A 22,504-nucleotide genomic window follows, 5' to 3' on the forward strand; every position below is an offset into this window, starting at 1 on the left:
CTTACAGAGGAAGAGTCATGGCCTGGGCAGCGGCGGTCTGGTCGCGGCGGAACTGCTCCAGCTTGTCGGCCAGCGCGTCGTCGCCCGCGGCGATGATCGCCACCGCGGTCAGGGCCGCGTTGGCGGCGCCGGCTTCGCCGATGGCGAAGGTCGACACCGGCACGCCTTTCGGCATCTGCACGATCGACAGCAGCGAATCCTCGCCGCGCAGGTATTTCGACGGCACCGGCACGCCCAGCACCGGCACGATGGTCTTGGCGGCCACCATGCCAGGCAGGTGGGCCGCGCCGCCGGCGCCGGCGATGATGGCGCGCAGGCCGCGCGAACGGGCTTGTTCGGCGTAGGTGAACATCTCGTCCGGCATGCGGTGGGCCGAGATCACCGAGGCCTCGAACGGCACCCCGAATTGCTTGAGGATGTCGACCGCGTTCTTCATCACGTCCCAGTCGGACGAGGAACCCATGATCACGCCGACCAGGGGCTTTGCTTGATCCGTCATCTGCTTACGCCTTCAGCTTCTCGCCGGTCAGGCGTTCGATGGCTTCGAAATACTTGGCCTGGGTTTTTTCGATCACGTCCGCCGGCAAGCTTGGGGCCGGTGCGGTCTTGCCCCAGTCGGTCAGGGTTTCCAGGTAGTCGCGCACGAACTGCTTGTCGAACGACGGCGGCGACATGCCCGGCGCGTACGAGTCGGCCGGCCAGAAGCGCGACGAATCGGCGGTCAGGACTTCGTCCATCAGGTGCATCACGCCGTCTTCATCGAGGCCGAACTCGAACTTGGTGTCGGCGATGATGATGCCGCGGGTGGCGGCGTATTCGGCGGCGGCGGTATACAGCTTGATACTGATGTCACGCATCTTGGCGGCCAGTTCGGCGCCGATTTTTTCTTCCATCTGGGCGAACGAGATGTTTTCGTCGTGCTCGCCGATATCGGCCTTGGCGGCCGGGGTGAACAGCGGCTCGGGCAGCTTGTCGGCCTGGCGCAGGCCGCTTGGCAGCTGGATGCCGCAGATCGCGCCGCTTTGCTGGTAGTCCTTCCAGCCCGAACCGATGATGTAGCCACGCACGACGGCTTCGACCATGATCGGCTTCAGGCGCTTGGCCACGACAGCGCGGCCGCGTACCTGCTCCACCTCGTTCTCGGCGACCACGCTTTCCGGCGCCACGCCGGTCAGGTGGTTCGGCACGATGTGGCCGAGCTTCTCGAACCAGAAATCGCTCATCTGGTTCAGCACCATGCCCTTGCCCGGGATCGGCTCGTTCATGACCACGTCGAAGGCCGACAGGCGGTCGGTGGTGACGATCAGGATCTTGTCGTCGCCGACGGCGTAGTTATCGCGCACCTTGCCGTGACCGAGCAGTGGCAGGGACTGGATGGAGGATTGGTAGAGGCTGTTCATAGATGGGCTATCAGGAAAGCGGAAACCGGCGGACAGGTCCGCCGGTTGAGAAAGTCAGGCCGTACGAGCCTGTGCAATGCGATATTTTACGTCAAATTGTGCTGCGGCCGGTCAAACTGGCGGCAGAACACGTGGGGTGGATGGCTGCGCCGTCCACGCGTCCAAGCAGCGCATGCTTTGCCACGAGGCATGCTTGGTTTGAACGCGTGGACGGGAAACCCGTCCACCCCACATGTGATCGCGGTCCGTATTTACACGCGATCGAGATCCGTATTACATGTGATCGCAATCCATATTACATGTGATCGCGATCCGTATTACATATGATCGCGATCCGTATTACATGTGGTCGCGATCCATATTACATGTGGTCGCGATCCGTATACATGTGGTTGCGATCCATATTACATGTGATCGCAATCCGTATTTACTGGACGATCTGCGCCAGTTCACCCGCCTTGTAGCGCTCGGCCATCTTGTCCAGCGGGATTGGCTTGATCTTGCTTGCCTGGCCTTCGCAGCCGAACGACAGGAAGCGCGCCTTGCATACTTCCATCGCCGCTTCGCGCGCCGGCTTCAGGTAGTCGCGCGGGTCGAACTTGGACGGGTTCTGGAACATGTATTTGCGGATCGCGGCCGTCATCGCCAGGCGAATGTCGGTGTCGATATTGATCTTGCGGACACCGTGCTTGATGCCCTCTTGAATCTCTTCGACCGGCACGCCATAGGTTTCCTTCATGTCGCCGCCGAATTCGCGGATGATCGCCAGCAGCTCTTGCGGCACCGACGACGAGCCGTGCATCACCAGGTGGGTGTTCGGGATGCGGGCGTGGATTTCCTTGATGCGGTCGATCGCCAGGATGTCGCCGGTCGGCTTGCGCGTGAATTTATAGGCGCCGTGCGAGGTCCCGATGGCGATGGCCAGGGCGTCGCACTGGGTGCGCTTGACGAAGTCGGCCGCCTGGTCGACGTCGGTCAGCAGCTGTTCGCGGGTCATGGTGCCGTCCGCGCCGTGGCCGTCTTCCTTGTCGCCCTTCATCGTCTCGAGCGAGCCCAGCACGCCCAGCTCGGCTTCGACGGTGACGCCGATCGAGTGGGCGAACTTGACGACCTCTTTCGAGACTTCGACGTTGTATTCGTAGCTGGCGACGCTCTTGCCGTCGGCTTCCAGCGAACCGTCCATCATCACCGAGGAAAAGCCCGAGCGGATCGCGGCCATGCAGACCGCCGGCGACTGCCCGTGATCCTGGTGCATGACGACCGGGATGTGCGGGTAGGCTTCGACGGCTGCGTCGATCAGGTGGCGCAGGAATGCCTCGCCGGCGTACTTGCGCGCGCCGGCCGAGGCTTGCATGATGACCGGGCTGTTGGCGGCGTCGGCGGCGGCCATGATGGCCTGCACCTGCTCCAGGTTGTTGACGTTAAATGCGGGCAAGCCGTAGCCGTTTTCCGCAGCGTGGTCCAGCAATTGACGCAGTGATACGAGTGCCATGGTTGTACTCCAAAACAATAAAGAAACTTGTCCGGGACTCCCGAATGCCGAGCGCGGCGCCATCCGTCCTGGACGGCGCCAGGCAGATGCCGCTGTCGCGTCTCAGGCTACTCGTGAAGTCGCTTTAATCATATTCGGGGCCGCGGTCGCCGGCGCGCACGATCTTGAGTGCATTGGTGCCACCGGCCTCGCCCATCGGCGAACCCCAGGTGACGATGATCAGGTCGCCCTTGCGGATGAAGCCTTCGCTGATCAACAATTCCTCTGCCTTGCGCAGCACGGCATTGCTGCCGCCGCCCTGCGGCAGGTTGAATGCTCGCACATTCCGGTACAGCGACGCCTTGCGCTGCGTCGTCTGCAGCGGGGTCAGGGCGAAGATCGGGGTGTCGATGCTGTAGCGGCTCATCCACAGGGCGGTCGAACCCGACTCGGTCAGCGCCACGATCGCCTTCACGCTCAGGTGGTGGGCGGTAAACAGCGTGCCGTAGGCGATGGTCTGGTCGATGCGGGTGAACTGCTGGTTCAGGAAATCGACGTCGATCTTGTTGTATTCGGACTGCTCGGCTTCGACGCAGATCGCGGCCATCATCTCGACGGTCTCGATCGGGTACTTGCCCGACGCGGTCTCGGCCGAGGTCATGACGGCGTCGGTGCCATCCAGCACGGCGTTGGCGACGTCCGACACTTCGGCGCGGGTCGGCACGGCGTTGACGATCATCGACTCCATCATCTGGGTCGCGGTGATCGCCAGCTTGTTCGACGCGCGCGCCATGCGGATCATGCGCTTTTGCAGCGCCGGCACGGCGGCGTTGCCGACTTCGACCGCCAGGTCGCCGCGGGCGACCATGATGCCGTCGGATGCGTCCAGGATCTCTTGCAGCACCGGAATCGCTTCGGCACGCTCGATCTTGGCGATCATCATCGGCTTGTGGGCATACGGCTCGCCGGCGATATTGGCCAGCTGGCGCGCCATTTCCATGTCGGTCGCGCTTTTCGGGAACGAGATGGCGAGGTAGTCGGCCTGGAAGCTCATCGCGGTCTTGATGTCTTCCATGTCCTTCGAGGTCAATGCCGGTGCGGTCAGGCCGCCGCCCTGGCGGTTGATGCCCTTGTTGTTTGACAATTCACCGCCAACCTTGACCGTGGTATAGATCTCGTGGCCGACGACGCGGTCGACGATCAGCACGATCAGGCCGTCGTTGAGCAGCAGCCGGTCGCCCGGCTTGACGTCGCGCGGCAGCGCCTTGTAGTCGAGGCCGACGCGTTCCTGGTTGCCCAGCTCACCGTTATCGCCCCATTTGGCGTCCAGGATGAAGCGGTCGCCGTTCTCCAGGAAGATCTTGCCTTCTTCAAACTTGCCGACGCGGATCTTGGGACCCTGCATATCGGCCATGATGGCCACTTCACGGCCGCATTCAGCAGCGGCGCGGCGTACCAGGGCAGCCCGATCGATATGGTCCTGCGCCTTCCCGTGCGAGAAATTCAGGCGCACGACGTCGACGCCGGCGCGGATCATTTTGACGAGAATATCGAAGTCGGTCGAAGCAGGGCCGATGGTTGCGACGATCTTGGTGCCACGGTACATGGATTGTCCTTGTATAAAAACAAAGCGCAGCAGGGCTGCGCTGGGGTCTCTCTTTAAGCGCTGCGTTGCAGCAGGATGTCGACAGCTGGCAGGGTTTTGCCTTCGAGGAATTCGAGGAAGGCGCCGCCGCCGGTCGAAATATAGCCGATCTGGTCGGCAATCTTATATTTTGCGATCGCGGCCAGGGTGTCGCCGCCGCCGGCGATCGAGAAGCCCTGGGAGCTGGCGATGGCCAGCGCCAGGGTCTTGGTACCCTCGGCGAACTGGTCGAATTCGAAGACACCGACCGGACCGTTCCAGACGATGGTGCCAGCCTTGGCGACCTGCTCGGCCAGCATGGCGGCGGTTTTAGGGCCGATATCGAGGATCATGTCGTCATCGCTCACGTCGGCGACATCCTTGACGGTGGCGGCGGCGGTCGGGGCGAACTCTTTCGCGCACACGACATCGACCGGAATCGGCACCTGTGCACCGCGCTGCGACATTTTCTCGATGATGGCCCGGGCTTCATCGACCAGGTCGTTCTCGACCAGCGACTTGCCGATATTGAGACCCACGGCCTTCATGAAGGTATTGGCGATGCCGCCGCCGACGACCAGGTTGTCGACCTTGTCGGCCAGGCTTTGCAGGATGGTCAGCTTCGACGAGACTTTCGAGCCGGCGACGATGGCCAGCAGCGGACGCTGCGGCTGGCCCAGGGCCTTGCCCAGGGCGTCGAGTTCAGCCGCCAGCAGCGGGCCGGCAGCGACGACGGGCGCGAACTTGGCGATGCCGTGGGTGGTCGCTTCGGCGCGGTGGGCGGTGCCGAAGGCGTCGTTGACGTAGACGTCGCACAGCTTGGCCATCTTCTGGGCCAGTTCGTCGCTGTTTTTCTTTTCGCCCTTGTTGACGCGACAATTTTCCAGCAACACGACCGAGCCAGGGGCGACGTCGACGCCGTCCACCCAGTCCTGCTTCAGTTCGACCGGTTGGCCCAGCAGCTCGGACAGGCGCTTGGCGACCGGCGCCAGGCTGTCGTCCGGCTTGAACTCGCCCTCGGTCGGACGACCGAGGTGCGACGTCACCATCACCGCCGCGTCGGCCTTGACCGCGGCCTGGATCGCCGGCACCGAGGCGCGGATGCGCGTATCTTCGGTGATATTTCCAGCGTCATCTTGTGGAACGTTCAGGTCAGCGCGGATGAAGACGCGCTTGCCTTGCAGCGCTTGTTGGTCGATCAGGTCTTGCAGGCGGGTGAAACGGAGAGCGTCCATTTGGTCGGCGTGGCAATAGTGAAAAAACGCCATTGTACATTAGCGGGCCTCGAAAAATCGTCGCGGGCGGCAGCGGTGGCGGTCGGAAGCGCAGCTGTACGGATGCACAGCGAGCATCACAAACCGGTACCGCAACGCGCAGCGGATTGTGGAGGCGCGCTAGCCTGCGGCGCCGAAAACATGCAATACGCGCAACAAGGTAAATACCAGCATGCCGAACAAGATCGTCAGCAGCATGCTGCGGCGCCACAGGTAGAACAGGAAGGCGGCGCCGCCGGCCAGCAGCTTCGGGTTGGCCAGCGTGGGCTGGATGTCGCCATGCGTATCGATCAAAAAATCAGGTCCGATGATGGCGGCCAGTGCGCAGGCCGGGGCGTAGCGCAGCATTTCCTGCACCCGCGGCGGGATCGTCACGCGGTGGCCGATCATCCAGAACGCGCTGCGGGTGGCGGCGGTGGCCACGCACAGCACGCCGATCACGACCCAGATTTCCCAGTCAGCCACGGCGCACCTTCGCTTTCGCCAGCGTTTCTTCGATCACCATCGCGGTGACCATCCCCACCAGTACCGCCAGCAGCAGCCCCAGCTTGTACGGCAGATCGTAGGCGAGCACGGAGATCGCCCCCGCCACCAGCACGCCGCACAGGGCCGCGTTGTTGATCATCAGCGGCACCATGATGCACAGGATGGCCAGGGTGCCGGCAAAGCCAAGACCCCATTCGGCCGGCACCGCGCTGCCGAGGAAGATGCCGATGCAGGACCCGACCTGCCAGGCGAACCAGTTCGGAAACATCAAGCCTTTGAGGTAGGACAGCTTGCCGACCGCCGGCTCCTGGGTCGGATAGCGCTGCAGGAACAGCGCGACCGTCAGGTCGCCCGAAATATAGCCGAGATAGAAACGCTGCCGCCAGGGCAGGTGGGCAAAATGCGGCCCCAGCAGCGCGGAAAAGATCACGAAACGCAGGTTGACCACCAGGGCGGTGGCGAAGATGACCCAGATCGGGGCCTGGGCGGCGATCAGCGGCAGCGAGGCCAGTTGCGCCGAGCCGGCGAACACCAGCAGGGTCATGCCCAGCGCCTGCGGCACCGACAGGCCGCTCTTGACCATGGCGATGCCGACCACCAGGCCCCAGGCGGCGATACCGAACAGGGTCGGCAAGCCGGTCTTGAATCCTTCGTTCCAGGCGTCGCGGTTCGGCGCGTCGCCGATGGCGGCGGGATGCTGGCCCTGGCCGTCGGCCGCGCTCATGCGGCGGACCGTGGCAGGGCGGCGCGTATTACGACATGGGCTGTGGCATTCATGCAACGATACCCGGGGGTGACGGCGATAACGGCGGACGTGAAACGGTCGGGCATGAAGCGCATGTGAAGAGGTGGCACCAGTTGGACGCCCAATATAACAGGCCGCGTCCGTGCCCCTTATGTTGGGTGCATTATTTTACGGTCATTTCGGCAATAGAGCGAATCCGTTAAAATCCAGTCTTTGCCCAACTTGCCTGACGGAGAAACAGATGAACCAAAAGACGATGCCCGTGGTGGAGCTCAAGGCCGAGGACCTGCCGGCCTACTGCCCCAACCCGGCGATGCCGCTGTGGTCCTCGCACCCGCGCGTCTTCCTCGACTTCGACCACCACGGTCAAGCAAAGTGCCCGTACTGCGGCACCGGGTATCGCCTGGCGCCGGGCACCGTGCTCAAGCACCACTGATTTCTCCAGAGGCACGCATGTGCCTCTTTTTCATGCACTACCCCGCTCCTTCATGGCTGCCTGGCGGTCACTTGCAGACCATCTATCCGGCGACCTGCATCGCCAAGCCGCCCGTCGCCTACCGGCGCGAGCGCTGGCATAGCGCGGACGGCGACTTCGTCGACCTCGATTTCGTGGATGGCCAGCCCGGCCAGCCGCTGGTGGTGCTGTTCCATGGCCTGGAAGGCAGTTCGAACAGCCATTACGCCCGCGGCCTGATGGCTGCCCTTGGCGCGCGCGGCTGGTCGGGCGTGGTGCCGCATTTTCGCGGCTGTTCCGGCGAAGCGAACCTGGCGCCGCGCTTCTATCACTCGGGCGACGCCGGGGAAATCGACTGGATCCTGCGCACCCTGCGCGCGCGTTACCGGGGCGTGCTGTATGCGGCCGGTGTCTCGCTGGGCGGCAATGCGCTGCTGCGCTGGCTGGGAGAATCGGGCCACGGCGCCGGGTTCATCGATGCGGCCTGCGCCGTGTCGGCCCCGCTCGACCTGGCGCGCGGCGGCGAAGCGCTGTCGTCGGGCTTCAATATGCTGTACACCCGGATGTTCCTGCAGACGCTCAAGCCGAAGTGCCTGGCCAAGCTGGAGCAATTTCCCGGCCTGTTCGACCGCAGCGCCCTGCTGGCCGCGCGCGACCTGTACGCCTTCGACAATGTCGTCACCGCGCCGCTGCACGGTTACCGCGACACCGACGACTACTGGCACCGCGCCAGCGCGCGTCACGTACTGCGCGACATCACGGTGCCGACCCTGGTGCTCAATGCGCGCAACGACCCGTTCTTGCCGGGCATTCACCTGCCGGCGTCGGCGTCACCAACGGTGACGCTCGAGTATCCCGCACAGGGCGGGCACGTCGGCTTTGCCGTCGGCCCTTTCCCGGGGCGGATCGACTGGCTGCCGCGGCGCATTCTTGACCATTTCGATACCGTTGCCGCGGCCGTGCAGGATAAGCGCGCGCTGGCGCCGGCCGAACCGTGCGATGCTGCGTAATACTATGGACGATATCGTAAAACAGGCAATGGCCAAATGGCCGAACGTACCCCACTGCTATGGCTGGCTCGCACTCGACGCGCGCGGCGGCTGGCGCATGCGCGACGAAGCGGCGCAGCGCGCCAATGCGCCAGGCGACCGGCTGAACAATGAAAAGCTGGTGGGTTTCATCAACCGCAATTACCTGCACGACGAGCGCGGCAACTGGTATTTCCAGAACGGGCCGCAGCGGGTGTACGTCAACCTGGAGGCGACGCCTTATATCGCGCGCACCGATCCGCAGCAGGGGCTGGTGCTGCAGACCGGGCAGGCGCTGGCCGGGGTCGAGCGGGTGGTGTTGAGCGACGCCGGGGCGCTGGTCTTCGTGGCGGGCAAGACGGTGGCGCAGCTGGACGACCGCGATATGGCCCAGGTACTGGGCTTGCTCGAGCTTGATGGCACTGCGGCGTCGGACGAGGCGGTGATGGGCTGGCTGGAGGATGGTTCGGGCCGTTTGATTCTGCCGTGGAATGGCAAGCGCCTTGCCGTGGAAAGGGTGGCCTCGGGCGAGGTGCCGCGCACGTTCGGATTCATCCAGACGCCGGCGCCATAGGACCGGTCAGCGTTCTTCGGCTTCTTCCTTTTCTTTCTTCTGACGCTCCTGCAGCTCGCGGACGCGCGCATCGATCACGGCCTGGTCGTAGAACGAGGCATCGCTGGACTTGCGCGCCAATTCCAGCTGGGCCATCGCCGCCGGCACGGCGCCGGCCAGGACATACGATTCGGCCAGCGCCATGTGCTGCAGCGCGAACTTGCCCTGCTTGGCATAGGTCTTGGCCAGCATGTCCTGCAGCTTGTATTCCTCGCGATATTGCTGGGCTTGCTCTCGCAGGAAGCGCGCCGCCTCGTCGAACCGGCTGGTCGCGATCAGCGCCTCGGCGTATTGGTGCGTCAGCGCGCGCGACAGCGGGAAGCGCTGGCGCGCCGCGTCGGCTTCCTTGACCGCTTCCTCGAGCACGGCGGCCGGCTGGCCCGGCGCCATCTTGATCTCGAGCGCCAGTCCGGCAAACATGGTGGCGCCATCGCCCACGTTCGTCGCCACCGACAGCACGCCTTCGCGCGGCTTCATCGTCTCGCGCGCCTTGTCGAGCCAGCGCTGCGCGCCGGCCAGGTCGTTCTGCTTGAGCGCCAGGTAGGCCAGTCCATATTGGGCGCCGGCCTGCTGCTGGCGGTGGGTCTGTTCCTTGAGCTGGGTCTCGAAGGCGGTGCGGGTGGCGCGCCGGCCCTGCTCGCTAGGGTCCTGCAGCACGCGGATGCGCGCGCGCACCAGATGAAAATCCAGGCTGTCGACGCGCTGCTTCTTGGGGATCTCGCGGATGCGCGCCTGCATGTCGGTGATCCGCTCCTGGGTCAGCGGGTGGCTGCTCAGGCTGGACAGGCCTGCCGGCAGGTCGCCATACAGTTTAGAAGCGTTCTGCAGGCGCCGGAAGAAGGCGACGATGCCGGTGGTGTCATAGCCGCCCGCCTCCATGATCTGGAAGCCGACACGGTCGGCCTCGCGCTCGGCGTCGCGGCTGAAGTTCAGCTGGCGCTGGACGGCCAGGCCCTGGCCGCCCATCAGCACGCCCATGGCGGCATCCGAGCTGGCCCGGGCCGCCAGCGCGGCCAGGATCATCGCCGCCAGTGGCAGCAGCACGTCCTGGCGCTGCTGGCCCAGCATGCGCGCGATGTGGCGCTGGGTGACGTGGCCGATCTCGTGCGCCATCACGCCGGCCAGTTCCGATTCGGCCTGGGCCGCGATGATCAGGCCCGAGTGGGCGCCGATGAAGCCGCCCGGCAGGGCGAACGCGTTCAGGGCCGGATCGCGCACGGCAAAGAAGTGAAAATCAGCATTGGTTTCGCCGCGCGAGCCGGGCACGGCGGCGACCAGGGCATTGCCGAAATTATTCAGGTATTCGGCGATCGGCTCGTCGTCGAGGTAATCGCGATCGCGCCGGATGTCGCGCATGATTTCTTCGCCCAGCTTGCGCTCGACGACGGGCGACAGGTCGACGCGCGCGGTATCGCCGAGCGTGGGCAGGCGCGTCGAATCGGGTCGCCTGAGCACCTCGGACTGCGCGGCAACGGGGAACGCGGTCGCCATGCACAAGGCCATGACGGACAAGGAAGCGCACCAGCGGCGCGCCATTGCTGGACGGACGACGGATTTCACGGTGCTATCATACCTGCATCCGGGCATGAACTGCTGTCCAGCGATCCATTTTGTAACCTGACCATATTTACCGCGTAATGACGAATCCTACCCCGACCGCAGACCATCTGACCCACTTCGACGCCACCGGCCAGGCCCATATGGTCGACGTCGGCGCGAAACAGGACACGCACCGCGTCGCGGTGGCGGCCGGGACCATCCGCATGAAGCCGGAGACGCTGGGGCTCATCACCTCGGGGAATGCGAAGAAAGGGGATGTGATCGGGATTGCGCGGATTGCGGCGATCATGGCGTCCAAGCGCACCGGCGACCTGGTGCCGCTATGCCATCCACTGCCGATCACGCGGGTGGCGGTGGATTTCGAGATCGACGAGGCGGCCAATAGCGTGCATTGCCGGGCGCAGGTGGAAACCATCGGCAAGACCGGGGTCGAGATGGAGGCGCTCACTGCGGTACAGGTCGGCCTGCTGACTGTCTATGACATGTGCAAGGCGGTCGACCGCGGGATGGTGATGACGAACATCCGGGTGCTGGAGAAGCACGGCGGCAAGAGCGGCGACTGGACGGCCGCTATCGACGCCTGATCGTCAGGCAGCCTGCGCAATATTGTAGACAGCGTCAATACTCGGCCTATACTGAGGGGCGACGCCTCCGTGCGTCTTTCCCCACTTCAACCTGCTTCTGCCCGAGAGGATGTGTCATGACGAACGCATACCCGCAGTTCACCGCAGCGACCGCCCTGCCCTACCAGGATACATTTTTGAAGATCGCCAATGTGTACGCGGACTCGACCCGCGCCAGCATGGAGCAACTCTGGATCAGCTCGGCCAAGATCATCATGGAAGAGACCATGAAGGCCTTCATCGCCGCCTCGCAATCATGCGCCGAAGCCCTGACCAGGAACGCCGTCTCGGTCCAGCAGCAGTCGTTCGGGCGGCTCATCAGCGCTAACCAGAAGGCGGTCGACATCATGGGCCAGAGCTTTGCCGACGGCATGGCGGCTGGCTGGAAACCCGCACGCTGAGCATGTCCATCCCGTTTCACAAGGAGTCCCGATGGCGCGCAGCATCACCCCTTTCTTGATGTTCGAAGGGTCGGCCGAGGAAGCAATGCGCTTTTACGTTTCCCTGTTCCCCCGCTCCTGCATCAAGCAGATCGCGCATTACGAGGCCGGCGAGATGGGGCCCGAAGGGACCGTCAAGCGGGCCGATTTTACCCTCGCGGGCCAGGACGTGATCTGCATCGACAGTCCGGCCAAGCACGCGTTTACCTTCACGCCATCGGTGTCGCTGTTCGTCGAATGCGAGGACGAGGCCGAATTCGATAGCGCTTTTTCACAGCTGGCGAACGGCGGCGCAATGCTGATGCCACCGGATAATTACGGATTCAGCCGCAAGTTCGGCTGGCTGAACGATCGCTTCGGCGTGTCCTGGCAACTCAACCTGACCTGAGCAGGCGTCTTATGAGCGTCTCGTCACGTTCAATCGGACGCAAGCAGTGACATTATGATACATCGCCGGGACAAGCTGCTGCTACCATGACTGCTTTTCTCTGTGGCAATGTCTGCCCGCTTGTTTTACCGATATGAGAAGTGCTCAAGCCCATGAGCTGAAGCCCCAGGAATTCGAGTTCGGCACCTTGACCATGCAGGTCGGTGTCCGTCTGCAATTGATCACCCACAGACGGGTCAAGCCGGTACCGCATTTTTCCAGCCTCATCGGCTACGTCAAGGACGCGTACCTGATCGTCAGGATTCCTTTCGAAGATGGCGTGCCGATCGGGCTGACCGAAGGCGAGCGGGTCACCATCCGGGAATTCTCGGGCGTGAACGTATGCTCGTTCGCCTGTTCAGTCGAGCGCGTCTTTTCCCGCCCCCTGTTCTACGTGCACCTGTCCTTTCCCACCTCGATCCAGGGCACCAGCCTGCGCGGCGCGATGCGCGTGCGGGCCGATTTGCCGGTGCAGGTGGCTGGGCTGAAGCATGGCGCGGCGCCGCTGGATTGCCTGCTGGCGAACGTGTCGGTTACGGGCGCGCGCATCGATTCGTCACAGCCCTTCCCACCGGAAGAAGACATCGTGGATCTGCAGTTCGCGCTGGTGGTCCAGCCCCGCAACCGGGAAACGCCCATCCGCACCCGGGCCAGCATCAAGAATCTCGCGATTGGCAAACCCACCGACGGCCGGGCCGGGATGTACAGCTATGGCATGCAATTCATCGACCTCGATCCGGTCCATTACACGCTGCTGCAGAACATGACCTACGAGGCGCTGCTGACCGATCGCGGCAGGATCGTCTGAACCCTCAAGCCCAGCCTTTCGGCAGGGGCAATCCTTCCTCGACCGCCAGCCGCTCCATGGCCGCTTCCAGCACGACCCGCGCGCGGCCCGAGGCCAACGCCAGCTCGGCGTGCAACGCGGCGTCTTCCGGATTGCGCGAGGCGCATTGCTGGCTGTAGCGCTCGAAACTTCCGACCATCAGCAGCAGTTCGGACAGATGGCGTGGGCATTCGCAGGTCAGCCAGTTGCCGGCCGCCGAGATATTGGCCAGGTCTTCGTCGGCAAAGCGCGGCGGCGCCACGGCCGCCGCGAGCGGCTCCTGCACCGGCGGGCGGTGGCCGGTCAGGGCCGACTGGCATAGCAGCGCCAGCTCGTTCAGGTCGGCGGGGATGCGCGCGACGAGGCAACCTTGCGCGCGCAGGGCGCGGATCGTGGCGCTCGAGCAGAAGCGATACAGCACGACCACCGCGGCGACGCCGGTGGCTTCGCGCGCGCTGGCGATGGCCGGCATCACCCGTTCGTCGAGCTCGGATTGCTCGATCACCAGCACGTCGGCGCCTGCGTCGCGCGGCAATTCCTCGGCCAGCGCCAGGCCGGCGCAGTGGCCGCGTACATCCAGGCCCAGGGCGCCCTGTCCCATGGCGACCACGCGCCGCGCCAGCATGGCGCCGACCAGCAGCACCCGAACGGGCGCCGACGCGACCGCCTTGGCCTGGCCATCCAGACCGAGCATCGATTGCAACTGGTCACGACTCAGGCCAGCGAGCACGCCGATCGAATGCCCCTGGTCGACCAGTTGCTTGAGCAGGCCAAGGCGCGCGACCTGTTCGGCCGAGTACAGGCGCTGACCGCGCTCGGAGCGCTGGGCGTCCGACAGGCTGTAGCGGCGCTCCCATACGCGCAGGGTTTCTACCGGCAGGCCGGCCAGCCGTGCGGCAGCGCCAGTGCGGTACATGATCCTTTCTTGTCCCGTTTTATAAGATTCTGTCATTACACGCCCCGAAGTTGAACCATTATTCTGAAACTGCATGGTGTCACATATTGGAGAAAAATGCAGTCCCGCCACTCAACAGTATCCAAAAATGATGAACCTTTGTTGAACCCATATTATCAAACATTATCGAGTCACACATTAGACTACAGGCTAAATCACAGGTAAATTTGTCTCAGATCGGTTCACCATGAACCATCAAAACCCACTTCTGGAGTCTACTATGAAAAAAATCCTGATCGCTCTGCCACTCGCGTTTGCTTTCAGTTCGGTACAGGCGGCCGATATCGTGGATACGGCCAAATCGGCCGGCACCTTCAATACGCTGGTTACCGCCGTCCAGGCCGCCGGCCTGACCGACACCCTGAAAGGGCCGGGTCCGTTTACCGTGTTCGCCCCGACCGATGCGGCATTTGCAAAAATTCCGAAAGTCAAACTCGACGCACTGCTGAACGACAAGGCGGCACTGGCCAAGGTGCTGACCTACCACGTGGTGCCTGGCAAGGTCATGGCCGCCGACGTCAAGCCCGGCGACGTCAAGACCGTCGAAGGCAGCGCGTTCGCGGTAAAGGTCGCGGGCGGCAAGGTCATGGTCGACAAGGCCACGGTGACCAAGACCGATATCGCTGCCGATAATGGTGTCATCCATGTGATCGATACGGTCATCATGCCTAAATAATTGCCTCTTCCTCGTACGGTAGCGTTTCCCCGCCTGGCGCCGCCGGCTGCGGGGAATGGTTCGGTTTCATGCCTGGTGACATCGTGGTAAATTGCCGGCTTGCCTGCGGCACCCGGCCGTGGCACTGATCGACGAGGATGGAATGACATTTCGCTTGCTGACGATGGCAGCGGCCCTGCTGGCCGCCACCACCGCGACGGCCGCGCCGCGCGGCTTTACCGTGGAAGACCTGGTCAACATGGAACGGGTCGGCAGCCCGGCCGTGTCGCCGGACGCCACGCGCGTGATCTATACCGTGCGCAGCACGGATATGGAAAAGAACCGTGGCAATACCCAATTGTGGATGGTCGACCTGCGCGCCGCCAAGCCGGTGCCGCAACGCCTGAGCCAGCATGCGTCCAGCAGCAGCGACCCGGAGTGGTCGCCCTCTGGCGACGCCGTGTATTTCCTGTCGGCGCGCTCGGGCTCGTCGCAGGTGTGGCGCCAGCCGGTCAACGGCGGCGAGCCGGTGCAGGTCACCAGCCTGCCGCTGGACATCGACAACTTCCGCCTGGCTCCCAGCGGCGACCGCCTGGCCTTCAGCCTGACCGTGTTCCGCGATTGCGCCGACCTGGCCTGCACCAGGTCGCGCCTCGACGCCAAGGAAAAGGACAAGGCCACCGGCAAGGTCTATGACCGCCTGTTCGTGCGCCACTGGGATACCTGGAACGACCACCGCAACGCGGTGCTGTTCTCGGCGCCGCTGGGCGCCGATGGCAAGGCCGGCGGCGAGCCGGTCAGCCTGTCCGGCTCGCTCGACGGGGACGTGCCGTCGAAGCCTTTCGGCGACCGGGAAGAGTACCGTTTCAGCCCGGACGGCAAGACCATCGTGTTTTCAAGCCGCATCGCCGGCAAGACCGAGGCCTGGTCGACCAACTTCGACCTGTACAGCGTCCCTGCCGCCGGCGGCGCCGCGCCGCGCAACCTGACCCAGGACAATCCGGCCTGGGATACCAAGGGCACCTTTTCGCCGGACGGCCGCACGCTGGCCTACCTGGCGATGGCGCGTCCCGGCTTCGAGGCCGACCGCTACCAGGTCATGCTGATGGACGTGGCCACTGGCCAGAAACGCAAGCTCGCGGCCGACTGGGACCGTTCGGCCGGCAACCTGATGTGGCGTGCGGATGGCAAGGCGCTGATCGTCGATGCCGAAGACATCGGCCAGCACCGCCTGTTCTCGATCGACGTCGCCAGCGGCAAGGTGACGCCGCTGACCGACAAGGGCGCGGTGGGCGCCTACGACCTGCGGCGCGACACCCTGGTCTATACCCACGCCAACCTGCAGTCGGGCGCGCAACTGTTCTCGATGAAGCTGGGCGGCAAGCCGAAGCAGCTGACCGACCTGAACACCGAGCGCTTGAAGGATGTGCGCTTCGGTGAATCCGAGCAGTTCTCGTTTGCCGGGGCCAATGGCGAGACCGTCCACGGGTATGTGATGAAGCCGTGGAACGCCCAGCCGGGCCAGAAGTACGCGGTTGCCTTCATCGTCCACGGCGGCCCGCAGGGCAGCTTCGGCAACAGCTGGAGCTATCGCTGGAATCCGCAGGTGTACGCGGGTGCGGGGTATGCGGCCGTGTTCATCGACTTCCACGGCTCGACCGGCTACGGCCAGAAGTTCACCGATGCGATCAGCAACGACTGGGGCGGCAAGCCGCTGGTCGACCTGCAGAAGGGCTACGACGCGGCGGTGCAGAAATTCCCTTGGCTCGACCGTTCACGCGACTGCGCGCTGGGGGCGTCGTACGGCGGCTACATGATGAACTGGATCGCGGGTAACTGGTCGGATGAGTTCAAGTGCATCGTCAACCATGACGGCGTGTTCGATACCCGCGGCATGGCGTACTCGACCGAGGAGCAGTGGTTCACGGATTGGGAAAGCGGCGGCCCTTACTTCAAGGTGCCGGAGAATCACGAGCGCTTCAACCCGGTTCATCACGTAAACAAGTGGAAGACGCCGATGCTGGTGATCCAGGGCGACCTCGATTTCAGGATCCCGACGGCGCAGGCGCTGGGGACGTTCACCGCGCTGCAGCGCATGGGTGTCGACAGCAAGCTGCTGGTGTTCCCGGATGAAAACCACTGGGTGCTCAAGCCAGCGAACTCGCTGCAGTGGCATCACACCGTGGTGGGGTGGCTGGATCAGTATTTGAAGACGCAGCCTGCTGTGAAGTAAGCTGGAAAGCAAAAAGCCCGCTGTGAAGCGGGCTTTTTGTTGGGGGTGAAGATTAGCCTGGGCCGTCTTCGCCTTCGCCTTCGCCTTCGCCACCACCGGTGCCGCCGCCTGCTGGGAGTTCAACGCTGTTCTTAAGGAGAGATTCCTTAACTGCGTTGTTCGTCACGGTCGTGGTCACGTTCCATGCAACAGCGCTAGCGGTCACGACTGGTTTGAAGATAACATCTTTTTCTGCGGTACCGTCACCGATATTCTTGAGGGTCATCGTGATCACGCCGGCATTGGTCACGGTCACATTGTCGACTTCAGCGGTTTCTGCGAACTCTGGGAAAGCGCCCGGGCTGGTCGTCGAGTTGCAGCTTGTGGCTGCGCCATTTTCTTGCACGCACATTGCTACTGCAGTTTTGTACGGATTGACGACGCTTAGCGCATTCGATGCTTTAGCACGTGCAGTGTAGTTGCTGTACTGTGGAATCGCAACAGCTGCCAGGATACCGATGATGGCAACGACGATCATCAGTTCGATCAGGGTAAAGCCGCCTTCGGCTTTCTTGCTTGGCATTTGCTTGAAGTTCATTTTTCTCTCCAGGGTGGTATGTCGAAAGTTGGGACTACGTGTCTTGTGCTGCTCTGCTGCTACGCTTTCCTATATGCAAGCGCTGTGCCAGCCCGAAAACAGCAGAAAACGGTCGATTTTATTAATATTGAGATAATAAAACCCTGTGCCACGACAAAAATTGGCGTCTCTACTGACAAATTTTGTCAGTGCCTTGGAGCAATTTTTGTCAGCTAACGATTATTGGCGACAAAAAATGGAACCCCAAACAAAACGGGGAGCCGAAGCTCCCCGTTTTGTTACCGATCAAGAGATCGTCAGAATTACAGCATCGCCTTCAGCAGACGCGCCATTTCCGATGGGTTCTTGGTGACGGTGATGCCGCAGGCTTCCATGATTTCCAGCTTGGCTTGCGCGGTGTCGGCGCCGCCCGAAATCAGCGCGCCGGCGTGGCCCATGCGCTTGCCTGGAGGCGCGGTGACGCCAGCGATGAAGCCGACCACTGGCTTCTTCATGTTGTCCTTGATCCAGTGAGCAGCGTTCGCTTCGTCAGGACCACCGATTTCGCCGATCATGATGACCGCGTCGGTATCAGGATCGTCGTTGAACATGCGCATCACGTCGATGTGCTTCAGGCCGTTGATCGGGTCGCCGCCGATGCCGACTGCCGACGATTGGCCCAGGCCCAGTGCGGTCAGCTGGCCGACTGCTTCATAGGTCAGGGTGCCCGAACGCGACACGACGCCGATACGGCCCTTCTTGTGGATGTGGCCCGGCATGATGCCGATCTTGATTTCGTCAGGGGTGATCAGGCCTGGGCAGTTCGGGCCCAGCAGCAGGGTCTTGGAACCGGCTTTGGCCATGCGATCCTTGATTTCCATCATGTCGCGGACAGGGATGCCTTCGGTGATGCAGATTGCCAGGTCCAGCTCGGCTTCGACGGCTTCCCAGATTGCGGCGGCTGCGCCTGCTGGTGGGACGTAGATGACCGACACGGTGGCGCCGGTTTCCGAGGCAGCTTCCTTGACGGTTGCGTAGATCGGGATGCCTTCGAAATCTTCACCGGCTTTCTTCGGGTTCACGCCTGCGACGAAGGCTTCCTTGCCGTTCGCGTAGTCGCGGCACATACGGGTGTGGAATTGGCCGGTCTTGCCGGTGATGCCCTGGGTGATGACTTTGGTGTCTTTATTGATCAGAATCGACATTTTTATTTCCTTAGCGAATTAGGCTTTACCAGCGGCGGCGGCAACGACCGATTTCGCTGCGTCTTCCATCGTATCGGCGGCGATGATCGGCAGACCCGAGTCAGCCAGCATCTTCTTGCCCAGGTCTTCGTTGGTGCCCTTCATGCGCACGACCAGCGGCACTTGCAGCGACACGGCTTTCGATGCGGTGATCACGCCTTCGGCGATGACGTCGCAACGCATGATGCCGCCGAAGATGTTGACCAGGATGGCCTTCAGTTCCGGGTTCTTCAGCATGATCTTGAAGGCTTCGGTCACTTTCTCGGCCGTGGCGCCACCGCCCACGTCCAGGAAGTTGGCCGGCTCGCCGCCGAACAGCTTGATGGTGTCCATGGTGGCCATGGCCAGGCCGGCGCCGTTGACCAGGCAGCCGATGTTGCCGTCGAGCGAAATGTAGGCCAGGTCGAACTTCGATGCTTCGACTTCGGCTGGATCTTCTTCGTCCAGGTCGCGGTAGGCGACGATCTCTGGATGACGGAACAGCGCGTTGGCGTCGAAGTTGAATTTCGCGTCCAGGGCGATGATCTTGCCGCTGCCGGTAACGATCAGCGGGTTGATTTCGGCCAGCGATGCGTCGGTATCCCAGTAGGCTTTGTACAGGCCTTGCAGGTTGGCGCGCGCGTCGGCGATCGAGCCTTCCGGCACGCCGATCTTGGCGGCGACGGCATCGGCGTCGGCGTCGGTCAGGCCGACGGCCGGGTCGATCACGACGTTGTGGATTTTTTCCGGGTTGCTGTGGGCGACTTCTTCGATGTCCATGCCGCCTTCCGACGAGGCCATCAGCACGACCTTCTGGGTGACGCGGTCGGTGACCAGCGAAACGTACAGTTCCTGCTTGATGTCGGCGCCTTCTTCGATCATCAGGCGACGCACTTTCTGGCCTTCAGGGCTGGTCTGGTGGGTCACCAGTTGCATGCCCATGATCTGCTCGGAGTATTCCTTGACTTGCTCGATCGACTTCGCGACCTTGACGCCACCGCCCTTGCCACGGCCACCAGCGTGGATCTGTGCCTTGACGACCCAGACCGGACCGCCCAGCTCTTCAGCGGCTTTGACAGCGTCTTCGACCGACATGCACGGAATGCCGCGCGGAACAGTCACTCCGAATTTTCGGAGGATCTCTTTGCCCTGGTACTCATGGATCTTCATGCTGGCTTCCCTTCTTCTATTACTGAATTAGAAATACGGTTGAACTACAAAATAAAAACGACGAACGCTAACCCGAGACGGCCTTGATCGACCAGCGTGGGTAGTATTTGGCCACGGCAGGGCCGTCGCTGCGCAGGGCATGGCAACGGTCGAGCTCAAATGGACGGTCGGTTGACGAGCCGCCGAGCCCACCTGGGGCATCGACATTGTCGTCAGCAAAGGCTTGCAGGGCTGCGGTCGGCAGTACCTGTGCCAATTCGGTCAGGTGGGTGCAGCCGAGCACGCCGGATAGGCGGTCTTTCAGATGCAACCGGAAATGGTTCACGAGCGAGAGCCCGATCAACTTCTTGTAGGCAGGGCCGATGGTATCGCAATAGCCCGGATACGGGACGGCGTCGGATGCGGCTTCGGCTTCGACGATGTTGAGCTCGCGGTCGATGGTCACGCGCAGCTTGAGGTCGTGCACCGGCGTGCCGCCGGGCCGTTCGCCGGAAGCGAGCGCGACAGTACGCGTCTTCACATCGCGGATATTGGCGTCCAGGTCCCACAAGCCATCGTCGCGCGCGAACGCTTCGACTGTGATGGCGCGCGTATGCCGGAGCGAGCGCGATACGGGAGGTGACAAAGGCATAAATACCAGTGCCGTCGAGACGGCGGTTAGTGATGCAGCCGGTGTGCTACGTGCACGTTGCCGCAGCTTCTGCGACAACAACCGCTCATGCGGCGCTGCTTAAACCCGCAAAGTTTAGCACAGCGTCCACAGCGGCGCATGGGAAAGAAAGGTCACTATGGGAAACTACGGGGAGTTGAACGCACTTGCAGGAAACATGACGGCACGTTTGCCGTTGATATTATTCACCTGTCTTTAGCGAGATAAAATACGCCATTCACAGCGTGAATGAAAGATATGTCGTTTGACCAGGATCAATCGACTACCAAGAATGAGCAGAAAACAAAAAAGCGCCAGCGTGCAGCGCCATCGCCCGTTGAGGAATATGCCCTAGGCATATCGGGGATGACGCTCCACGCTGGCGCCTGGCGTAGTCATATGGACAGATCGACAGCCATCAGTCGGCATCGAATTCATCGTCCGCTGGGCTGCCCTGCATGGCCACCTTGGCCGCGCGCTGGGAAAAGCCACGCTGCAATAAGAAACGCATTTGCTTGGCCCGCATCGCCGCATCGGTGGCGACGGTGCCGAACTTGCGCTGCCAGACTTCGATGGCGCGCGCGGTCTCGCTGTCGGACAGTCCCGCCTTGATCTCGACCAGCGCATCGCCGGTCACACCATGGCTTTGCAGCTCGGCCACCACACGGCTATTGCCGTAGCGGCTGGCCTTACGGTTGACCAGAGACTCGGCAAAACGTTCTTGCGACAGCCAGTTATTCTTTTCGAGGAAATCGAGGAGGGCGTCGACGTCTTCGTCCTCTTGCGCATATTTGGCCAGCTTGCGCCGCAACTCGAACCGGCTGTGTTCGCGCTGCGACAGGTAGCGCAGCGCGCGCGCCTTGAGGCTCAGTACGGGTGCGGGCATGAGGTCACCGTCGACAACGACTTGGTGCGGACATGCACGGCGCTACCCTGCCGTGCGGCCCGCACCAGGCGATTACTCACCGACAGCCTGCAGCTTCGGCTTGTCGCCGTCGCCTGGCGCTGCCGGCGGCAGTTCGCGCACACCCAGGGCGGCGCGGACCTTGTTCTCGATCTCACGCGCCAGGGCTGGGCGATCCACCAGGAACTGACGGGCGTTGTCTTTGCCTTGGCCGATGCGCTCGCCGTTATAGCTGTACCACGAGCCTGCCTTCTCGACGATCTTGTTGTCGGCGCCCAGGTCCAGGATTTCGCCTTCGCGCGAGGTGCCTGCTCCGTACAGGATGTCGAAGTGGGCTTCCTTGAACGGTGGCGCGATCTTGTTCTTGACGACCTTGACCTTGGTTTCGTTACCGATCACCTCGTCGCCCGACTTGATCGAACCGGTACGACGGATGTCCAGGCGCACGGAGGCGTAGAACTTCAGTGCGTTACCGCCGGTCGTGGTCTCCGGGCTGCCGAACATGACGCCGATCTTCATGCGGATCTGGTTAATGAAGATCACCAGGGTGTTGGTGCGGTTGATCGAACCGGTCAGCTTGCGCAGCGCTTGCGACATCAGGCGCGCCTGCAGGCCCGGCAGCGAGTCACCCATGTCGCCTTCGATCTCGGCGCGCGGCGTCAGTGCCGCCACCGAGTCGATGACCACGAGGTCGACGCTGCCCGAACGCACCAGGGCGTCGGTGATTTCGAGTGCCTGTTCGCCGGTGTCTGGCTGCGAGATCAGCAGGTCGCTCAGGTTGATGCCCAGTTTTTGGGCATAGGTCACGTCGAGCGCGTGCTCGGCGTCGATGAAGGCGCAGGTGCCACCCAGTTTTTGCATCTGGGCGATGGTCTGCAGCGTCAGGGTGGTCTTACCCGACGATTCAGGGCCGTAGATCTCGACGATACGGCCGCGCGGCAAGCCGCCGACGCCCAATGCGATGTCGAGGCCCAGCGAGCCGGTGGAAACAGTCTGCACTTCTTCGACCGGCGCATTGGCATCCATGCGCATGACCGAGCCCTTGCCGAACTGCTTTTCGATTTGCGCCAGGGCGGCTGCCAGCGCCTTGCCCTTTTCAGCGGCGTTCAATGCGGATTTTTTGTCGTCCATGGTGTACTTTCAATCGTGGAGTAGGCAAGGTGTGGGCGCGCACGCGCACTTCAAGAG

Annotated in this window: 24 protein-coding genes; 9 read left to right on the forward strand and 15 right to left on the reverse strand. The window is 62.8% G+C overall.

Features of this window, described 5'->3' with window-relative positions; translation table 11 throughout:
* Position 1: 1 nt before the first annotated feature.
* The 7 genes from purE to AC56KW_RS03450 form a co-directional block, all read right to left on the reverse strand.
* Positions 2–499 (reverse strand): 5-(carboxyamino)imidazole ribonucleotide mutase, encoded by a 498-nt coding sequence (purE, locus tag AC56KW_RS03420; RefSeq protein WP_497169323.1) that lies wholly within the window; start codon positions 497–499, stop codon positions 2–4.
* 4 nt (positions 500–503) lie between these two features.
* On the reverse strand, positions 504–1,400 hold the full coding sequence (locus tag AC56KW_RS03425) for a phosphoribosylaminoimidazolesuccinocarboxamide synthase (protein WP_497169324.1): 897 nt from the start codon (positions 1,398–1,400) through the stop codon (positions 504–506).
* A gap of 427 nt (positions 1,401–1,827) precedes the next feature.
* Entirely contained in the window at positions 1,828–2,892 is a 1,065-nt protein-coding gene (fba, locus tag AC56KW_RS03430) for a class II fructose-bisphosphate aldolase (protein WP_137174668.1), read from the reverse strand.
* A 124-nt stretch (positions 2,893–3,016) separates the two neighbouring features.
* A complete protein-coding gene (pyk, locus tag AC56KW_RS03435; protein WP_497169325.1) occupies positions 3,017–4,477 on the reverse strand; it encodes a pyruvate kinase in 1,461 nt (486 codons plus the stop codon).
* Positions 4,478–4,530: 53 nt separating this feature from the next.
* Positions 4,531–5,730 (reverse strand): phosphoglycerate kinase, encoded by a 1,200-nt coding sequence (locus AC56KW_RS03440; protein ID WP_497169326.1) that lies wholly within the window; start codon positions 5,728–5,730, stop codon positions 4,531–4,533.
* A gap of 159 nt (positions 5,731–5,889) precedes the next feature.
* Positions 5,890–6,234 carry an AzlD domain-containing protein gene (locus AC56KW_RS03445; RefSeq protein ID WP_497169327.1) on the reverse strand — a complete coding sequence of 115 codons (345 nt, stop codon included), beginning with the start codon at positions 6,232–6,234 and terminating at the stop codon, positions 5,890–5,892.
* A complete protein-coding gene (locus AC56KW_RS03450; RefSeq protein WP_497169328.1) occupies positions 6,227–6,979 on the reverse strand; it encodes an AzlC family ABC transporter permease in 753 nt (250 codons plus the stop codon). The genes AC56KW_RS03445 and AC56KW_RS03450 overlap by 8 nt, the downstream gene beginning before the upstream one ends.
* 262 nt (positions 6,980–7,241) lie before the next feature.
* Here AC56KW_RS03450 and AC56KW_RS03455 point away from each other — a divergent pair, with 262 nt between their 5' ends.
* The 3 genes from AC56KW_RS03455 to AC56KW_RS03465 are packed head-to-tail and all read left to right on the forward strand — an operon-like array spanning position 7,242 to position 9,056.
* A complete protein-coding gene (locus tag AC56KW_RS03455) occupies positions 7,242–7,436 on the forward strand; it encodes a zinc-finger domain-containing protein (protein ID WP_497169329.1) in 195 nt (64 codons plus the stop codon).
* A gap of 32 nt (positions 7,437–7,468) precedes the next feature.
* Positions 7,469–8,464, forward strand: coding sequence for a YheT family hydrolase (locus tag AC56KW_RS03460; protein ID WP_497169496.1), 996 nt, complete (start codon positions 7,469–7,471; stop codon positions 8,462–8,464).
* A gap of 4 nt (positions 8,465–8,468) precedes the next feature.
* Positions 8,469–9,056 (forward strand): DUF2946 family protein, encoded by a 588-nt coding sequence (locus AC56KW_RS03465; protein WP_497169497.1) that lies wholly within the window; start codon positions 8,469–8,471, stop codon positions 9,054–9,056.
* 6 nt (positions 9,057–9,062) lie between these two features.
* On the opposite strand, the gene AC56KW_RS03470 is transcribed toward AC56KW_RS03465, so the two are convergent.
* Positions 9,063–10,631, reverse strand: a complete 1,569-nt coding sequence (locus tag AC56KW_RS03470; RefSeq protein ID WP_497169498.1) for a M48 family metalloprotease — start codon at positions 10,629–10,631, stop codon at positions 9,063–9,065.
* Positions 10,632–10,732: 101 nt separating this feature from the next.
* On the opposite strand from AC56KW_RS03470, the gene moaC reads away from it, so the two are divergent.
* The 4 genes from moaC (at position 10,733) to AC56KW_RS03490 (ending at position 12,953) form a co-directional block, all read left to right on the forward strand.
* A complete protein-coding gene (gene moaC / locus AC56KW_RS03475) occupies positions 10,733–11,239 on the forward strand; it encodes a cyclic pyranopterin monophosphate synthase MoaC (protein WP_497169330.1) in 507 nt (168 codons plus the stop codon).
* A gap of 116 nt (positions 11,240–11,355) precedes the next feature.
* A complete protein-coding gene (locus tag AC56KW_RS03480) occupies positions 11,356–11,679 on the forward strand; it encodes a hypothetical protein (protein ID WP_497169331.1) in 324 nt (107 codons plus the stop codon).
* A 31-nt stretch (positions 11,680–11,710) separates the two neighbouring features.
* Positions 11,711–12,106, forward strand: a complete 396-nt coding sequence (locus tag AC56KW_RS03485) for a VOC family protein (RefSeq protein ID WP_497169332.1) — start codon at positions 11,711–11,713, stop codon at positions 12,104–12,106.
* Positions 12,107–12,239: 133 nt separating this feature from the next.
* Entirely contained in the window at positions 12,240–12,953 is a 714-nt protein-coding gene (locus AC56KW_RS03490) for a flagellar brake protein (RefSeq protein ID WP_497169333.1), read from the forward strand.
* 4 nt (positions 12,954–12,957) lie between these two features.
* On the opposite strand, the gene AC56KW_RS03495 is transcribed toward AC56KW_RS03490, so the two are convergent.
* Positions 12,958–13,887 (reverse strand): MerR family transcriptional regulator, encoded by a 930-nt coding sequence (locus tag AC56KW_RS03495; protein WP_497169334.1) that lies wholly within the window; start codon positions 13,885–13,887, stop codon positions 12,958–12,960.
* Between the two features lie 259 nt (positions 13,888–14,146).
* Between AC56KW_RS03495 and AC56KW_RS03500 the strand changes: the two genes are divergently transcribed.
* Both AC56KW_RS03500 and AC56KW_RS03505 read left to right on the forward strand, forming a co-directional pair.
* The gene (locus AC56KW_RS03500) at positions 14,147–14,602 is read left to right on the forward strand and encodes a fasciclin domain-containing protein (RefSeq protein ID WP_497169335.1); all 456 of its coding nucleotides are present in this window, start codon (positions 14,147–14,149) and stop codon (positions 14,600–14,602) included.
* 142 nt (positions 14,603–14,744) lie between these two features.
* Positions 14,745–16,814 (forward strand): S9 family peptidase, encoded by a 2,070-nt coding sequence (locus tag AC56KW_RS03505; protein ID WP_497169336.1) that lies wholly within the window; start codon positions 14,745–14,747, stop codon positions 16,812–16,814.
* A gap of 52 nt (positions 16,815–16,866) precedes the next feature.
* On the opposite strand, the gene AC56KW_RS03510 is transcribed toward AC56KW_RS03505, so the two are convergent.
* The 6 genes from AC56KW_RS03510 to recA form a co-directional block, all read right to left on the reverse strand.
* Positions 16,867–17,391, reverse strand: a complete 525-nt coding sequence (locus AC56KW_RS03510; RefSeq protein WP_497169337.1) for a pilin — start codon at positions 17,389–17,391, stop codon at positions 16,867–16,869.
* A gap of 302 nt (positions 17,392–17,693) precedes the next feature.
* Complete coding sequence (gene sucD, locus AC56KW_RS03515) at positions 17,694–18,575, reverse strand: succinate--CoA ligase subunit alpha (RefSeq protein WP_497169338.1); 882 nt, start codon at positions 18,573–18,575, stop codon at positions 17,694–17,696.
* 18 nt (positions 18,576–18,593) lie between these two features.
* On the reverse strand, positions 18,594–19,763 hold the full coding sequence (gene sucC, locus AC56KW_RS03520; protein WP_497169339.1) for an ADP-forming succinate--CoA ligase subunit beta: 1,170 nt from the start codon (positions 19,761–19,763) through the stop codon (positions 18,594–18,596).
* Positions 19,764–19,830: 67 nt separating this feature from the next.
* Complete coding sequence (locus AC56KW_RS03525; protein ID WP_497169499.1) at positions 19,831–20,394, reverse strand: DUF2889 domain-containing protein; 564 nt, start codon at positions 20,392–20,394, stop codon at positions 19,831–19,833.
* 436 nt (positions 20,395–20,830) lie between these two features.
* On the reverse strand, positions 20,831–21,298 hold the full coding sequence (recX, locus tag AC56KW_RS03530; protein WP_497169340.1) for a recombination regulator RecX: 468 nt from the start codon (positions 21,296–21,298) through the stop codon (positions 20,831–20,833).
* Between the two features lie 72 nt (positions 21,299–21,370).
* Positions 21,371–22,447 carry a recombinase RecA gene (gene recA, locus AC56KW_RS03535; protein WP_497169341.1) on the reverse strand — a complete coding sequence of 359 codons (1,077 nt, stop codon included), beginning with the start codon at positions 22,445–22,447 and terminating at the stop codon, positions 21,371–21,373.
* Between the last annotated feature and the right edge of the window lie 57 nt (positions 22,448–22,504).

The sequence above is a fragment of the Telluria sp. RT2P19 genome (genome assembly GCF_059685725.1).

Coding starts and splice junctions, on each gene's coding strand:
- sucD (WP_497169338.1), bottom strand. CDS start 18,575: ATGTCGATTCTGATCAATAAAGACACCAAAGTCATCACCCAGGGCATC.
- AC56KW_RS03450 (WP_497169328.1), bottom strand. CDS start 6,979: ATGAGCGCGGCCGACGGCCAGGGCCAGCATCCCGCCGCCATCGGCGAC.
- AC56KW_RS03455 (WP_497169329.1), top strand. CDS start 7,242: ATGAACCAAAAGACGATGCCCGTGGTGGAGCTCAAGGCCGAGGACCTG.
- sucC (WP_497169339.1), bottom strand. CDS start 19,763: ATGAAGATCCATGAGTACCAGGGCAAAGAGATCCTCCGAAAATTCGGA.
- moaC (WP_497169330.1), top strand. CDS start 10,733: ATGACGAATCCTACCCCGACCGCAGACCATCTGACCCACTTCGACGCC.
- AC56KW_RS03495 (WP_497169334.1), bottom strand. CDS start 13,887: ATGTACCGCACTGGCGCTGCCGCACGGCTGGCCGGCCTGCCGGTAGAA.
- purE (WP_497169323.1), bottom strand. CDS start 499: ATGACGGATCAAGCAAAGCCCCTGGTCGGCGTGATCATGGGTTCCTCG.
- AC56KW_RS03470 (WP_497169498.1), bottom strand. CDS start 10,631: ATGGCGCGCCGCTGGTGCGCTTCCTTGTCCGTCATGGCCTTGTGCATG.
- AC56KW_RS03510 (WP_497169337.1), bottom strand. CDS start 17,391: ATGAACTTCAAGCAAATGCCAAGCAAGAAAGCCGAAGGCGGCTTTACC.
- AC56KW_RS03440 (WP_497169326.1), bottom strand. CDS start 5,730: ATGGACGCTCTCCGTTTCACCCGCCTGCAAGACCTGATCGACCAACAA.
- AC56KW_RS03465 (WP_497169497.1), top strand. CDS start 8,469: ATGGACGATATCGTAAAACAGGCAATGGCCAAATGGCCGAACGTACCC.
- AC56KW_RS03425 (WP_497169324.1), bottom strand. CDS start 1,400: ATGAACAGCCTCTACCAATCCTCCATCCAGTCCCTGCCACTGCTCGGT.
- AC56KW_RS03480 (WP_497169331.1), top strand. CDS start 11,356: ATGACGAACGCATACCCGCAGTTCACCGCAGCGACCGCCCTGCCCTAC.
- AC56KW_RS03500 (WP_497169335.1), top strand. CDS start 14,147: ATGAAAAAAATCCTGATCGCTCTGCCACTCGCGTTTGCTTTCAGTTCG.
- recX (WP_497169340.1), bottom strand. CDS start 21,298: ATGCCCGCACCCGTACTGAGCCTCAAGGCGCGCGCGCTGCGCTACCTG.
- AC56KW_RS03490 (WP_497169333.1), top strand. CDS start 12,240: ATGAGAAGTGCTCAAGCCCATGAGCTGAAGCCCCAGGAATTCGAGTTC.
- fba (WP_137174668.1), bottom strand. CDS start 2,892: ATGGCACTCGTATCACTGCGTCAATTGCTGGACCACGCTGCGGAAAAC.
- recA (WP_497169341.1), bottom strand. CDS start 22,447: ATGGACGACAAAAAATCCGCATTGAACGCCGCTGAAAAGGGCAAGGCG.
- AC56KW_RS03460 (WP_497169496.1), top strand. CDS start 7,469: ATGCACTACCCCGCTCCTTCATGGCTGCCTGGCGGTCACTTGCAGACC.
- AC56KW_RS03525 (WP_497169499.1), bottom strand. CDS start 20,394: ATGCCTTTGTCACCTCCCGTATCGCGCTCGCTCCGGCATACGCGCGCC.
- AC56KW_RS03485 (WP_497169332.1), top strand. CDS start 11,711: ATGGCGCGCAGCATCACCCCTTTCTTGATGTTCGAAGGGTCGGCCGAG.
- AC56KW_RS03505 (WP_497169336.1), top strand. CDS start 14,745: ATGACATTTCGCTTGCTGACGATGGCAGCGGCCCTGCTGGCCGCCACC.
- pyk (WP_497169325.1), bottom strand. CDS start 4,477: ATGTACCGTGGCACCAAGATCGTCGCAACCATCGGCCCTGCTTCGACC.